We start from the raw sequence: 14,952 nt of genomic DNA on the forward strand, positions 1-14,952 counted from the left end.
CTTGCCTGCAGCTTAGGCCGCTTTGAAAGGCAGCACTTGGGCGCCTGCTTTGAGCTTATCCAAATAGTCGGCCCATGCCTGCATAGCGGCCACCCGCTCAGGCATGTACTGCGCCCGGTCATAAGCTGACCCAAGAGGCCCGGCCTTTGCGTGGGCAAGTTGGGCTTCGATTGCCTCGGGGTTGATATTCAGTTGCTCAACCATCATTGTGCGGGCCATTGCACGAAAGCCGTGCGCAGTCATTTGGCTGTTCGTGTACCCCATACCTCGAAGAGCGTTGTTCATGGTCATGCGGCCCATCGACGTACCGCGCTTTAGCTTGCTTTGAAACACATACTTACCGCTGCCCGAAAGTGGCCCTAAGCCCTTCAGAATGTCTACCGCCTGGGTAGAAAGTGGAACTAGGTGGGGCCGCGTACGTTCGGCCTTCTGCTTTTTCGTCCCCTTCATGTGCTCAGGCGGGATTGAGATCATTGCCTTTTCAAGATCGACCCAAGCCCATTCCATTCCTGTGATGTTCGCCGGGCGTTGAAAGGTCAATGCCGACAGCTTCAAAGCTGCTCGGGTAAATGGATGTGCATTGCAAGCGTCAATCTTCCGCATCAAGTCGCCGGCCTGCACTGGGTCAAGGATCGCGGCGTGGCTTTTGCCCTGATGTGATTGCAGGGCATCCTTGAGTTGGCTGGCAGGGTTAAAGGCGCATCGGTCTGTCTGCACAGCGAGGCGGAAAACTTGGTCTGCAGACTCTTTCAAGTTCTGCAAAACACTCAGATAGCCTGACTCTTCAACGGGTCTCAACACATCCAACAATAGCCGCACGTTAATGGCTGCAATAGGCATTGTTCCAAGCCGGGGGAGCAGGTACTTTTCTACAGCCTTAAGCCATTGCTTGCCATACCTGTCGCTCCATTGGCTCGCCTTCTTTGCATGGAACTCGCGGGCGATGGCGCCGAAGGTGTTTGCGCTTCGCCGGCCGGATTCATCCTTATCAAGCTGGCGCTGCTGTATTGGGTCGGCCCCAGCTTTCAGCTTAAGCCTCTCCGAGTCACGGGCGGCTCGCGCATCTTTGAGGCTTGTTTCGACGGTTTTGCTGCCAGCCCGGCAGTAGTGGCCCAGGGCAATCACTCGCTCTTTGCCAAGCCGGGTGTAGCGATAGAACCAGCGCTTGGAGCCATTTGGCGTAGCTTCCAAGAAGAGTCCATCGGAGTCTGCAAGACGGGTCTTTGTCTTGTTTGCCGGGCATGAAAAGTTCTTTAGCTGTAGTTCGGTGAGCATGGCAGGGCTTTGGATGGTGTGGCGGTGCATTGTGCATTACCCCAGCCGTTACCCCCGTTTTGCCATGCGTTTCGATGAGTTGTGTTGCGCTGGCTTGATCCGGGTTTAATTTGTAAGTCGTTGATTTGTATGGGTTTGCTGCTCTTGTTGAGTTGATGTAAGCCGCCTTTGTGGATTCTCTACCGGAAGCTATTGGAAGGCCACCTCGGCGAAGCTGCGTAGCTTGCGGCTGTGCAACTGGCTCAGCGAGCCCGAACGCAGCAACTCGACGGCGCGCAGACCAATGCGCAGATGTTGATCAACGCGGGCGCGGTAGAACTGGTCGGCCATGCCGGGCAGCTTGATCTCGCCGTGCAGCGGCTTGTCGCTCACACACAGCAAAGTGCCATAGGGCACGCGGAAGCGAAAACCATTGGCGGCGATGGTGGCGCTTTCCATATCCAAGGCGATGGCGCGGCTCTGGCTGAAGCGGCGCTCGGGGCCGCCGTGGCGGTCATTTGGCAGCAGTTCCCAATTGCGGTTGTCGGTGGAGGCCACGGTGCCGGTGCGCAAGATGCGCTTCAACTCATAACCGCTGAGTTGCGTGACATCGGCGACAGCCTGCTCCAGCGCCAATTGAATTTCAGCCAGAGGCGGAATCGGCACCCACAGCGGCAGGTCTTCGTCCAATACATGGTCCTCGCGCACATAGGCATGGGCCAGTACATAGTCGCCCAGCTGCTGGCTGTTGCGCAGGCCGGCGCAGTGGCCCAGCATCAACCAGGCATGCGGGCGCAGCACGGCGATGTGGTCGCTCATGGTCTTGGCATTGGCGGGGCCGACGCCGATATTGATCATGGTGATGCCGCTGCGGTCGCGCCTCACCAAGTGATAGGCCGGCATTTGCGGCAGCCGGGGCGGCGGCGCACCCAGCGCATCGTGGGGCTCGGGTGCGCAGCCGACGCGGCGGGTGAGCACATTGCCGGGCTCGACAAAGGCGATGCAGTCGTCCAACTCGCTGGGCCGAGCCGGGTCGGGCGCAGTGCTCATCAACTCGCGGCCCATGCGTACGAACTCGTCGATATAGAACTGGTAATTGGTGAACAAGACGAAGTTTTGAAAATGCTCGGCGCGGGTGCCGGTGTAGTGGCGCAGCCGGTGCAAGGAGTAGTCGACTCGTGGCGCGGTGAACAGTGAAAGTGGCTGCGGCGCGCCGGGGGCCAGGTCTTGCGTGCCGTTGGCAATGCCGTCGTCCATGGCGGCCAGGTCGGGCAGATCAAAGACCTCGCGCATGAGGCGGCGGCGCTCGGTGCTCAGCTGGCCTTCAATATGCTCTTGCTCGCCGATGGCGAAATGCAGTGGGATGGGCTGGTTGCTGCTGCCAATCTCCAGGCCCGAGCCCTGCGCGCCGTGGTTGGCCAAGAGCAATTCGAACTGGCGAAGGTCGTAGTCGGCGAACAGGTCGGGGCGGGTCAGCGTGGTTTCGAACACGCCGGCATCGGCCACAAAGCCGTAGGCTAGGCGAGAGTCAGGGCGCAGGCTGGTGCTGCTGCGCAGGCGCACAAAGGGGTAGCAAGCGCGCACCTTGTCCGGGAAGTCCTCTCCGGCTACGAAGCGCTGCAGCGCATCACGCAAATGCTGGAGGCTGGCGCTGTAAATCTGCTGCGCCTGGGCCAGCGCGGCGGCGGCCTCACGGAAGACGATAGGGGCAAAAAACGGTGGGCTGAAACTCATCGGCAAGGCTCCTCACTTTGACGCTGATTGTGGCGCGCCGGAACGAGGGGCAATGCAGAGACTGCGGTTTTGTTCCAGCTCGGTGCCTGAAACGGCTCTTCGGTTGATGCTCTGACTCGCGCTTTGACTCGGCCCGCCGCCGTGCTCATGGTGCGCGGGTCGGCTCTGGCGAGCCGACTTCCCTCGGTGCTCACTACGCAGGTCAGCGGCGGCAAACTCGCTGCGTTCGCAGGAGCTCACTGCGCTCAGACAAGTGCCGCCAAGTCAGAAGTTGAAGCGCGCTGTGCGCGCCTGACCCGCTACGCTGCGCTCTCGGCCGCGCACAAATCGCCCGTCGTCGGACCGAGTCCAATCGAAGCGGGGGTTCGCGACGGTGGGTGAAACCGTGCGTTCGCGATGCAAGCGCACGGCAGTTCGGGACGCTGCTGGGCGATTTGTGAGGGGCTGAGCAGCGCAGCGATTTGGGGCGCGCGCGCAGCGCGCTTCAACTTCTGACTTGGCGCCGCGTGTCTGAACGAAACGAGCGCAGCGAGTGCAGTGAGTTCGGCGCCGGCCCCAAGTCGTGAGCAGCGCAAGGCAGTCGGCCCGCCAGGGCCGACCCCCGAGCCATGAGCCCGGCGGCGTCCTGGGCTGCCGTGCCTCACGCGCAAAGCGCTAGATTTTGGTCCGAGCACCGGGCTGAGTCTCGGTCAGCCAGTAGTCCAACTCGCCCCGGCCGATGCCCAGGTCTGCCAGTTCGCGGGATTCGAGGCTTTGGAGCTCGGTCCGCAGTTGCACCTTGTGGCGGCGCTGTTGCATAGCCTGGTTCCAAGTGCTGAACCCTCGTGAAAGCAGTTGATAGACCCAGACGCTGAGAGAGGCGCCGGGCTGAGGGGAGGCAATTTGGGCGGGGGTGTCGGCTTGCATGATGGGGCTCCGTGGGTATGAGCCGCATCTTCCGAGTTGGTGTATCGTTTGAAAAGTTGAATCATCTGAACATTTAATTCAGAAAACCTGATGCGATCACTGAATCTGGACCAAGTGCGCACCTTGGTGGCGATTGCCGACCTGGGTACGTTTGCCGCCGCAGCGCAGGCCTTGCATCTGGCTCCGCCGACGGTCAGCTTGCACATCAGCGAGTTGGAGTCGCGCCTGGGCGCTCAATTGTTGCTGCGCGGCAAACGCGGCGTGGAGCTGACGTCGGCCGGGCAGGCCCTGGTCGGGCGGGGCCGAGCCTTGTTGCGCGATGCGCAAGCTGCGACCGAATTGGTGAGCCGGCATGCGCAAGGTCTGGCGGGCAAGGTGCGGTTGGCGGCCCAGACCGGGGTCTTGGTCTATCTGTTGCCGCAGGTCTTGCAGGGCCTGAAGCAAAGCCACCCGGATATTGAGGTGGAGGTGTCGGTGCTGGGCACTCAGCACACTCTGGAGGCCTTGCGCGAAGGGCGCCAAGATCTCGGCGTGGTGACCCTGCCTTTGCCGGCTGAATTTGGCGACTTGCACCGGGAGGCCTGGCGCAGCGATCCGGTGCTGGCCTATCTGCCGCCGCACTGGGAGGCGCCCGCGCAGGTCACGCCCGAGTGGCTGGCCGACAAATGCCTGATCATGAACGAGAGCGGCACGCAGATGTACCGTCACACCATGGCCTGGTTTGCGCAAGCCGGCTTCAGCCCGGTGACCGGCATTGAACTCAATTACACCGAGGCGATGAAGAGCATGGTGGCGGCCGGCTATGGCGCGAGCATCATGCCGCAAGAGAGCGACAGCACGCCGCATGTCTTGGCCTTGCATGAACGCATGCAGCTCCGCCCGCTCAAGCCCGCAATGACCCGCGAGTCGGTGCTGGTGCATGCCCGGCCCGAGGTGCTGCCGCCCGGGGCTTTGCAGGTCTTGGCGGCGCTCAGAGCTTTTGCTCGTGCGCCTGAAGCCTTGGCTTGAACTTTCCTTGGAGGCGCGGGCTCAAGCCTCGCGCGGGAAGCTCACTGTCACATGCAGGCCGCGCCCCTCGGGCCCTTCGCTCAAACGCACTTGGGCGCCATGCTGAGCCGCAGCGCGCTCGACGATGGCCAGGCCCAAGCCGCTGCCGGATTGGCTTTGATCGGGCAGGCGGAAAAAGCGTTCAAAAACCTTTTGCCTGAAGGCGGCGGGAATGCCCGGCCCCTGGTCCAGCACCGAAAGCTCAACGCCGGCCTCGCTGGGGCTAAGGCTCACTCTCACCAGACTGCCGCTGGGCGAATACTTCACCGCGTTATCGACCAAGTTGTCGATCATGGCGCCTATGCTCTCGCGGTTCATCGGCAGCTCGCAGCTCTCGGGCGCCTCCAGCTCGACTTCGATGCCGCGTTGCAAGGCAAGTTGGCTGCTCAGCACAATGCGGTCTCGAACCAGGGCGACCAGGTCGAGGCGACGCAGGTCGATGGCTTCGTGGTCCGCCCCTGAGCGCGCCAGGGCCAAGAGCTGGTGCACCGTGTGGGTGGCACGGCGCACGCCTTCGTTCATGCGCAGCACGGCCTCGCGGCGGCGCTCGGCCTCGTTGGGGCGTGGCGGAGCGTCTTGTTGCAGCGATTCGGCATTGAGCTGGATCACCGCCAGCGGCGTCTTCATCTCATGGGCGGCATCGAGCAAGAACTCGCGCTCGCGCTCCAGCCGCTCTTGCAAACGGGCCATCAAGCCGTTGACCGAGTCCACCACCGGGGCCAACTCCTTGAAGGGGCTGGGTGGCAGCTGCGACAAATCTTTGGCCGAGCGTTGCGAAATCTGCTGGCCGATGCGGCGCAAAGGTGAGAAGCCGGCGCGCAGCAGAATCCAGGCCACGATCAACATGATGGGCAGGCTGTAGAACAGCGGCCGGGCGTAGTAGATCAGGCCTTGGGCGCTGAAATGCCAATCGCCGGGCACCTCTTGCCAGCGCCGCACCACGATGTCGCGCTCGGGCGCGCGAGCCTCCACATAAAGCCAGCTGGCGTCGCTCTCGAACTTTTGCTCATCGGGTGTCAGGCGGTTGTCTAACTCGGGCGGCCCCTGTCGATAGATGAGGCGTCCGCCTTGCCAGACTTGCAGGGCGATGACCGGCGGCTCGTAGCCGATCTCCATCCACTCTTGCTCGCGCAAATGTTCTTGTTCGGCCAGGCCGCGTTGCAAGAGCTCGGGTTCTTGGTCCCAGCGCTCGCTCCAGAGCAGGGCTTGCTGCTTGGCTTGTTCGGCCCACATCTTGTTGGCGGCCTGGCCGTTGCGGGTGTTGACGACGCTGACCTCGCGAAACTCGCGCACCATCAACACACACCAGATGGTGGCCACCACCAGGAAAAAGCTGCCAAAGGTGCGACCGAACAGCGAAGCGTTGGCCACTGGCGCGACAGGCGCGGCCGGCGCTGCAGAGCTTGGGGCAGAGGAGGCTTGCTGCAGCATCAGGCGCGTTCAAGGACAAAGCCGACACCGCGCACGGTGCGCACATAGCCCTCGCCAATCTTCTTGCGCAGATTGAACATATGCACATCCAAGGCATGGCTGTCGGCATTGGGCAAGGCGCGGGCTTCCAGTTCGCGCCGGGTGATGACGCGGTCGGGCAGCTTCAGCAAGGCCAGCAGAATCGCGAACTCGGTCTTGGACAAATTGATGGCCGTGCCATTGCGCGTGACCGTCATGCGGCGTTCGTCCAGCTTCAGGTCCTTGACCAGCCATTCCTGCGAGTCGGCCTCGCCGCCCTGGCCCAGCAGGCCCGAGCGCCGCGCCACCGCGCGCAGCCGCGCCAGCAACTCCGGCCCGGCAAAAGGCTTGACCAAATAGTCGTCGGCGCCGCTGTCCAAACCGTGCAGGCGATCTTCAATACCACTTCGAGCCGTGATCACCAAAATCGGCAATTGCTTATTGGCCTGTCGGGCCAGACGCAGCAAATCCAGGCCGTTGCCGTCCGGCAACCCTAAGTCCAAGATCAAGGCGTCAAAGCCTTTTTGGTCCAACCAAAAGCGCGCTTCGGTGATGCGCCGCACCCAGACCACCTCATGGCCGCCGTCTTGCAGCAGCGCCTGCAGGCTGTGGCCCAGCTCAAGGTCATCTTCGACGAGGCAAATTCTCATGGGGCCGACTCTACCAAGCGGGCCCGATGACCCTGGGGTGAACTGCGTTGCATTAATGCAATCTTAAGAAGACGCTGATGTTGCACTGAGCTTTCTGCGGCGATAGTTGCTGCAGTCCAATTCCGTACCAGTGAGCTTAAAGAACGCTTGCTGGACGAACTTCAAGGCAGAAAGTGCATTCGATGAAGGCAGGCAAGATTTCCCGTCCGATGATCCGAGCGGCGCTGCTGGTGTCCGGGCTGCTGGGTGGCTTGCAAGCGGGCTTGCTGGTCAGCAGCGCCCATGCCGAAAAGCGCCAGGCCGACCCTGTGCAGTTCCTGCCCAGCCCGGCGCAGTTTGATGCCTTGTTTCCGGATCGCTTGCCCTTTTATACCTACGAGGGTTTTGTCCGCGCGGTGTCGGCCTTTCCGGCCTTCGCGGCCAGCGGTGATGCGACGCTGAGGCGCCAGGAGATGGCCGCCTTCTTGGCCAATATCGCGCATGAGTCCGATGAGTTGAAGGCGGTGCGCGAATACAACCCGGCCAATCACGACAAGTACTGCAGCACCGAGAAGGGCCAGCACTGCGCGCCGGGCCAGCAGTACTACGGGCGCGGGCCAATTCAGCTGTCCTGGAACTACCAATACCTGGCGGCTGGCCAAGCGATCGGCTTGGACCTGTGGGGCAACCCAGACTTGGTGGCGCGTGACCCCAAAGTGGCTTGGCAAACCGCCATCTGGTACTGGATGAATCAAAACGGACCCAACACCATGCCGGCCCACCAGGCCATGCTGGAGGGTCACGGCCTGGGCGGCACTATCCGCTCGATCAACGGCGCACTGGAATGTGACCAACCCGCCAGCAATGTGCATGCGGCCGAGCAAATCGCGCGCCGCGCCATGTTTTACCGCCGAGCCGTTCAGCTCTTCGGCGTGCCCCCAGGAGAGAAGCTGGCCTGCTGAACCGCGCGAGTTCTTTTCGATCCAAGCTTTGTGTTCCCCCACCATCGATTTCCACAAAAAGAGAGACAAACGATATGAGGACAGATTCAAAGAAATTTTTGCCCACGGCGGTTCGACTGGCCGTGTGCGCATCGCTAGGCCTGAGCCTGCCGGCTTGGGCGCAGCAGGCAACTGCAGCGGCGGACAAGCCGGTTGACAAGAGCGAGCTGCCCACCGTTACTGTGACCGCCACGCGCGTCAACACCACCTTGCTGAAGACGCCGGTGGCGGTGTCGGCGCTGAAGGGCGAGGATCTGGTGCGCGACAACGTCAAGGAACTGCTGGACTTGAGCGGCAGCATCCCCAATGTGCAGTTTGGTTTGTCGAATGGCGACTCGGGCGTGCAGGTCTCGATTCGCGGCGTGACCTCGACCAACTTCACCGAGATCGGTGACCCGGCCGTGGGCATTCACATCGACGGCATGTACTCGCCGCGGCCCCAAGGTTCGCTGGCGCTGATGTTTGACTTGGACCAATTGGAAGTCTTGCGCGGCGCGCAGGGCACGCTGTTTGGCCGCAACTCCACCGCTGGCGTCATCAACATCCTGACGGCCAAGCCGGACTTCAAAGACAACTATGGTTGGATCTCGCTGCAACTGGGCAACTACAACGCCAAGCAGGTGCGTAGCGTCTACAACCTGGCACTTGGCAACAACTTTGCTCTGCGTGCGGCGGTGATGGTGGACAAACGTGACGGCTATATCAAGCAGGATCAAGACCTGACCGACCGCGGCGTCAAAAAGCCCGACGGGACCTTCTCGCCCGATGGCAAGCCCGATGTGGACCAGCGCCTGAACCGCAAACTCAGCCCGTCTGAGTACTACAGCAACTCGAATCAATGGGGCGGCCGCCTGACCGCGCGCTGGGCCGCGACCAAAGATCTGGAGTGGACCGGAGCGTTTGAGCATTACAAAAACGAGGGCGCGGGCGAAGTGGGCTTGAAGGACTGCAAGATGGCCGCCGGCACCCGCTTTGCTTGCGGCGCAGAAGGCCAGTGGTACGCCAAGATCAATGTGCCGGGCAAGATCGACATGACGATCGATACCTTCCGCAATAGCTTTACCTGGAAGCTCAGCGACACCACCGAGCTGGGCTACAAAGTGGCTTACGCGGTGCAAAAGCGCTACCAGCAGCATGACGACGACGGCGGCCAGAACTGGTTGGCCGACGACGTGGGCAAGATGGAGGAGTGGGGCAACTGGGGCAACCAGCATGCTTTGGACTGGGCCAGCTACACGCTCAGTTCCACCTACAAGTCCTTGGTCAATGAGCTGCAGATCAAGCAGAGCTTCAGCAACTGGCGCTATGTGGCGGGCGTGTTTGCTTTGGGTGAAAAGAACGCGATTGACTTCGCCCAAGACAATCTGATTGCCGCGCCCTACGCCATGCCGCAAGGGCAGTTCTACAACCAGGGCGACCGCCAGGTGGACTCCAAAGCCATCTTCGCGCAGGCCGATATCGCCTTGGCCGACAAGCTGACCGCCACCGCCGGCATTCGCTACAGCCGCGACAGCCGCACCGACAACGGCGGCATCAGCGCCGGCCTCTGGGATGCCAGCACGCCCTGGTACTACAACGGCAAGTTCACGCCTATCACCCCCGGCACCGGCACGCCGCACAACGGCACCGATCTGACCAAGGAGATGGGGCCGTTCGCAGGCGTGGGCGTCTACCCCTCGCCGGTGGTCAACTCGCACAGTGCGAACTGGCAAAAGACCACCTACCGCCTCGGTCTGCAGTACGACCTCTCGTCTACGCAAATGGTGTTTGGCTCCTGGGCCACTGGCTACCGACCCGGTGGTTTTGGCGACAAGTTCGACGTCTGCGGCGGCGGCACCTGTACCGATGGCAGCACGCAGAAGTACAGCTTCCTGGAGTACAAGCCTGAGCTGACCAGCAATATCGAGCTGGGCTACAAGGGCCGGCACTTCGGCAACAAGTTGGAGGTCAGCGCGGTCTACTTCCACACCGACTACAAAGACATGCATGCCACCGGCATGAATGCGGTCGGCCAGCGCAAGCTGCGCGCCGGCGAGACCTGCCCAGACTGGAACCCGGCCTGCGATGTGGTGACGGCCTGGAAGACCGAGAACATCGGCACCGCGCTGATTCAAGGTCTGGAGCTGGAGTTCAAGTCCAAGCCTTGGGCGGGCGGCAATCTGTCGGGCTATTTGTCGGTGTTGGATTCCAAGGTCAAGTCCTATCCCACCTATGACGACAACTGGATCTGCGGCTACCGGGAAGAGTTCAAGGCGGAACCTTGCGCACCGCTGTACCTGGGTGACGATCCGGCCAAACGCGGCCGCGCCATCCGCGATGTGACCGGCAATCAATTGCCGAATGCGCCCAAGTATTCGTTCGCGCTGAACTACGGCCATGACTTCGAAATTGGCGGCGGACTGCGCTTGTCGCCCTCGGTCGGTATGCGCTACCAAAGCCGCATGTACTTCTCGGTACGCAACCTCGACAACCCGCACATCGGCGACTACCAAGATGCCTACACCAACTGGAACGCGTCGCTGAAGCTGGCCGGCGCCAATGACAAGTGGGACGTCGAAGTTTGGGGCACCAATCTGAGCAATAACGTGGTGAAGAACTGGATGGGCCAAGGCAATGCCGGCGGCTACACCTTCAACAGCTACAACCCTCCGCGCATGGTGGGTCTGCGGGCCACGCTGAACTATTGATAGCCGGGGAATTTTTCATCTCCTCCGTTCGGGCACCCTCGGCTTTGGCCGGCGGGTGCCCTTTTTTGTGCGCTTGATTTGAAAGTTAGTTGCACGGACCTCTTAATGGAATCTTGATGCGTTCTTCATGTGCTGCTGAGGTGATCAAAGGGATAGTTGTCGGCGTCGAATGAGTCGTGCTGCCCATGTGGCTCACCGGCCTTTGACCCCTTCAATGCGTCCCTGCGCCCAAGCGATAGCGATGCACGTCTGAGAACCCACCGATTGAGATCTTTATGAACAAGAGTATTGGGAAGACCGTCTTGCAACCCAGCGCCATTGGCCTAGCGATCTGCGCTTTTTTGAGCGCACTGAGCTTGCCCGCAACCGCGCAGCAGGGGACGAATGAAAAAGCGGCGAGCAAGCCGGCTCAGAGTGCCAGCGAGAAAGAAGAATTGCCCACCGTGATGGTGACCGCCACCCGCAATGCGACGGGCCTCTTGCAAACCCCGGTGGCGGTGTCGGCCATCACCCAAGACTCGCTGACCCGTCAAGGGGTGACCGATGTGCGCGCGCTCAGCGGCACGGTGCCCAATCTGCAGATCTCCACCGGGGCGGACTCAGGCGTGCAAATCGCCATTCGCGGCATCAGCTCCAACAACTTCACCGAGATTGGCGACCCTGCCGTGGGCCTGCATGTGGGCGGCTTGTACTCGCCGCGCCCGCAAGGTGCGATGGCGCTGATGTTCGACCTGGAGCAAGTGGAAGTCTTGCGCGGACCCCAAGGCACGCTGTTCGGCCGCAATTCGACGGCCGGCACCATCAACATCATCCCCGCCAAGCCGGAGTTCGGCGCCACCTATGGCAGCGCCGAACTGGACTTGGGCAATCTGAACAAGCGCCAGCTGAATGTGATCCAGAACATCGGCCTCGGTCAGAACTTTGCCCTGCGCGCCACCATCTCCAAGCTGAGCCGTGACAGCTGGTTGAACCAGTCGCAGGACAAAACCGATATCGACATGCCCGAGCATGGCTTCATCAAGGACGGCATTCCCGATGTAGACCAGCGCCACAACAGCCCGGTGAGCCAGGCCAATGCCTACAACAACAAGGATCAATGGGCGGCGCGTCTGGGGGCGCGCTGGAAGGTGACGCCTGAGTTGGAGGCGTCGTTGAGCTATGAAAAGTTCAAGAACAACAGCGCCGGTGACTTGGCCATCAAGGACTGCGAGCAAGCGGCCGGCACTCGCTTTGCCTGCCCCGGCAGTCAGTGGGATGTGAAGATCAATCTGCCCGGCAAGATCGATATGTCCATCGACACGGTGCGCGGTGGCCTGAACTGGAACCTCTCCAACACCAGCAGTCTGGAATACAACTTTGCCTACGCCGACCAGCGCCGCTCGCAACAGACCGATGATGATGCCGGCTATCACCGCATCAGCAGCGATGTCGATGCCTTCTGGGATCCGGTGCATGGCTTGCAGCCGGGCAAGTGGCCGGTGGCGGACAACAGCTCCATCACGCTGAACTCCAAGTACCTGTCTTTGGTGCAAGAGCTGCAATACAAGCAAAAGACCGACACCTTGCAATACGTGGTGGGTGGCTTTTTGATGCGCGAGAAGAACGCCATCCAGTACTCGCAAGAAATGCTCAGCAATGACGGCTATGGCTTGCCCATGAGCCAGTTCTATGACCAGCCGGATCGGCAAATTGAATCCAAGGCCTTGTTCGCCCAGGCCGATTGGAAGTTCGCACCGACCTGGACCCTGACGGTGGGTGGTCGCTACAGCTGGGACAGCAAGACCGACAAGGGCGGCCGCAACTACGGCGGATGGGATAGCAGCACAGCCAATTACTACAACGGCCTGTATGACCCCGGCACGCCGGGCACGCCCGAATTCCGCCCGCACAACAGCAGCCAATTGACGAATGGCATGGGCGCATTTGTCGGCCCCTCAGCTTACAAACTCTGGGGTGATGGGGTCAGCAACGATCATTCTGAGTCCTGGGGTAAGTTCACCTACCGACTCGGCCTGATGAACCAGATCACGCCCAAGGACATGGTTTACGGCTCCCTGTCCACCGGCTACAAGGCCGGCGGCTTCGGTGACAACGACGACCGCTGTGGCGGCTACACCTGCGCCGATGGCAGCACGAACCAGCGCTCCTTCTTTCCTTACAAGCCCGAGACGGTCACCAATCTGGAGCTGGGCTACAAGGGCTTGATGCTGAACAACCGCCTGAGCCTGTCGGCGACGGCCTTCTTCAGCCGCTACCAAGACATGCAGGTCACCGGCAACTTCTTCGCGGCCAATATCGTGCCGCCGGAGGGTTGCCACGACGTCAGCTGCAGCACCTACAGCCCCTACCAAACCATCAATGTGGGCACCGTCGATATTCCGGGTTTGGAGCTGGAGTTTGATTACAAGCCCTGGTCCGGCGCGCGCTTGGGGGGCTTCTTCACCTACATCGACTCCAAGGTCAAGAATTACCCGAACTACAGCGATGGCTGGATGTGCGACTTCCGCACCGAGATGGGGGCCGTCGCTTGCCCCGACTTCTACAGCGGCTCCGACCCCACCCTGGCCGGCCTGCGCGTTTTGAACGTCACCGGCCACCATCTGCCTTTCTCGCCCAAGTTCAGCCTGGGCCTGAACTTCTCGCAGACTTTCAACTTTGGCGAGGGCTACAGTCTGACCCCTTGGATTTCTTGGAAGTGGCAGGACAAGATGTACTTCACCCTGCGCAACCTGGACAACGCGCATATCTCGGATGCGCAAAAGGCCTATTCCAAGATCGATGCCTCGATCAAGTTGGTGGCGCCCAAGAATTGGTACGCCGAGGCCTATGTCTACAACCTGAGCAATACCAAGAGCATGAATTCGGCGCAAGCTGCCAACGGTTTTATTCGCGGGACCTGGAACGACCCCCGCATGTACGGAGTTCGCATTGGCATCGACTACTGAGCGTGATTTGAGCGCAGCCCCAAGAACTGTGTCGGCCTCCGGCTGGCGTTTGCCACAGGTGCGAGGAGGGCGCATCTTGTCGATCGACGCGATGCGCGCCCTGACGGTGCTGGTGATGGTGATGGTCAACGAGTGGCATTCCGTCGTCGGTCTGCCGCAGTGGATGAGCCATATGCCGGCCGATGTGGACGCGATGAGCTTTGTCGACGCGGTGTTCCCCTCCTTCCTCTTCATCGTCGGCATGTCGATTCCCTTTGCCTTGCAGCAGCGTTTCAAGGCAGGGGATCGCTTCTGGCAGGTGCAGGGTCATGTCTTGCTGCGCGGCGCTGGCCTGGTCTTGATCGGCTTTTTCATGGTCAATGGCGAAGACGGATTCGATGCCTCCGCCATGCCGCTGCCTATTCCGCTGTGGAATCTGCTTTGCTACGGCGCGGCGTTTTTGCTCTGGGGTTCGGTCAGTGGCGGCAAGAATTTGGCCCAGCCTTGGCGAGTCGGTGGCTTGCTGCTGTTTGCGCTGCTGGCCTGGGTTTACCGCGGCGCACCCACTTCGAGCGGTGGGCAGGGGTGGATGACACCGCAATGGTGGGGCATCTTGGGCCTGATCGGCTGGGCCTATTTGATCGCCAGCTGGGCCTACCAGGCGGTGCGCGGCAGCGTACTGGGTTTGCTGGCTTGCGTGGCGCTGTGCACGGCTTATTTTGTAGCCTTGCGTCTGCCGGTGGTGGCGGCCAGCCCGGGCTTGAGCTTGTTGTTCAGCCAAGACGGCAACTTCGTGCACGGCTCGATTGCACTGTGCGGGGTCTTGACCACGATGATCTTCTTTGACGAGAGCCGGTCATGGTCACGCCAGGCCCGCTTTGGCTTGGCCCTGCTTGTGGCCTTGCTGCTGGCGCTGGCGGCCACGGGCTTGCGGCCGGACTTCAAGATCTCCAAGATCCACGCCACGCCAAGCTGGGCGCTCTACAGCGCAGCGGCCAGCGTGCTGATTTTTGCCATGCTCTATCAGTGGGTCGATGTGATGGGGCGCCAGCTCTGGCCCGCGCTGCTGGCGCCGGTGGCGGCCAATCCTTTGCTGGCCTATCTGATCCCGTTTGTGATCGAAGCGGTGATGCAACTGGCCGGCTGGCATTGGCCTGAGCTCTTGCGCGGCGGCGGTGTCGGTCTTCTGTTTGGGGCCGCTTATTCGGTGTTTGTTGCCCTGCTGGTGAAGCAAGTGGCCGGTCGAGGTTTGCGGCTGAGCATTTGATCGCAGCTTTGATTGATGAATGAATGAATAAAGTCTTGGCCGACCCGCGCTTGC

Annotated in this window: 10 protein-coding genes; 5 read left to right on the top strand and 5 right to left on the bottom strand. The window is 61.3% G+C overall.

Translation table 11 applies throughout. The annotated features are described in order from the left end of the window. Nucleotides 1–12 precede the first annotated feature (12 nt). The 3 genes from LNV06_RS21245 to LNV06_RS21255 all read right to left on the bottom strand — a co-directional run bounded on the left by LNV06_RS21245 (nucleotide 13) and on the right by LNV06_RS21255 (nucleotide 3,894). Nucleotides 13–1,275: a tyrosine-type recombinase/integrase gene (locus LNV06_RS21245; RefSeq protein ID WP_263540312.1), complete on the bottom strand. Its 1,263-nt coding sequence runs from the start codon at nucleotides 1,273–1,275 to the stop codon at nucleotides 13–15. A 189-nt stretch (nucleotides 1,276–1,464) separates the two neighbouring features. Further along, on the bottom strand, nucleotides 1,465–2,988 hold the full coding sequence (locus LNV06_RS21250) for an AMP nucleosidase (protein WP_263540313.1): 1,524 nt from the start codon (nucleotides 2,986–2,988) through the stop codon (nucleotides 1,465–1,467). Between the two features lie 654 nt (nucleotides 2,989–3,642). Continuing rightward, a complete protein-coding gene (locus LNV06_RS21255) occupies nucleotides 3,643–3,894 on the bottom strand; it encodes a DUF1127 domain-containing protein (RefSeq protein ID WP_263540314.1) in 252 nt (83 codons plus the stop codon). Nucleotides 3,895–3,984: 90 nt separating this feature from the next. Between LNV06_RS21255 and LNV06_RS21260 the strand changes: the two genes are divergently transcribed. Further along, nucleotides 3,985–4,902, top strand: a complete 918-nt coding sequence (locus tag LNV06_RS21260; RefSeq protein ID WP_263540315.1) for a LysR family transcriptional regulator — start codon at nucleotides 3,985–3,987, stop codon at nucleotides 4,900–4,902. Between the two features lie 21 nt (nucleotides 4,903–4,923). On the opposite strand, the gene LNV06_RS21265 is transcribed toward LNV06_RS21260, so the two are convergent. Both LNV06_RS21265 and LNV06_RS21270 read right to left on the bottom strand, forming a co-directional pair. Next, complete coding sequence (locus LNV06_RS21265; protein WP_263540316.1) at nucleotides 4,924–6,372, bottom strand: sensor histidine kinase; 1,449 nt, start codon at nucleotides 6,370–6,372, stop codon at nucleotides 4,924–4,926. Then, nucleotides 6,372–7,040 (bottom strand): response regulator transcription factor, encoded by a 669-nt coding sequence (locus LNV06_RS21270; protein ID WP_263540317.1) that lies wholly within the window; start codon nucleotides 7,038–7,040, stop codon nucleotides 6,372–6,374. The genes LNV06_RS21265 and LNV06_RS21270 overlap by 1 nt, the downstream gene beginning before the upstream one ends. A 182-nt stretch (nucleotides 7,041–7,222) precedes the next feature. Between LNV06_RS21270 and LNV06_RS21275 the strand changes: the two genes are divergently transcribed. The 4 genes from LNV06_RS21275 to LNV06_RS21290 all read left to right on the top strand — a co-directional run bounded on the left by LNV06_RS21275 (nucleotide 7,223) and on the right by LNV06_RS21290 (nucleotide 14,898). Further along, entirely contained in the window at nucleotides 7,223–7,981 is a 759-nt protein-coding gene (locus tag LNV06_RS21275; protein WP_263540318.1) for a chitinase, read from the top strand. A 74-nt stretch (nucleotides 7,982–8,055) separates the two neighbouring features. Further along, on the top strand, nucleotides 8,056–10,707 hold the full coding sequence (locus LNV06_RS21280; protein ID WP_263540319.1) for a TonB-dependent receptor: 2,652 nt from the start codon (nucleotides 8,056–8,058) through the stop codon (nucleotides 10,705–10,707). A gap of 275 nt (nucleotides 10,708–10,982) precedes the next feature. Further along, nucleotides 10,983–13,652: a TonB-dependent receptor gene (locus LNV06_RS21285; RefSeq protein ID WP_318013547.1), complete on the top strand. Its 2,670-nt coding sequence runs from the start codon at nucleotides 10,983–10,985 to the stop codon at nucleotides 13,650–13,652. After that, a complete protein-coding gene (locus LNV06_RS21290; protein WP_263540320.1) occupies nucleotides 13,636–14,898 on the top strand; it encodes a DUF5009 domain-containing protein in 1,263 nt (420 codons plus the stop codon). Before LNV06_RS21285 ends, LNV06_RS21290 begins: the two co-directional genes overlap by 17 nt. Nucleotides 14,899–14,952 lie beyond the last annotated feature (54 nt).

The organism is Paucibacter sp. Y2R2-4, assembly GCF_025717535.1.
In the GTDB taxonomy this organism is placed as follows: Bacteria; Pseudomonadota; Gammaproteobacteria; order Burkholderiales; family Burkholderiaceae_C; genus Paucibacter_A.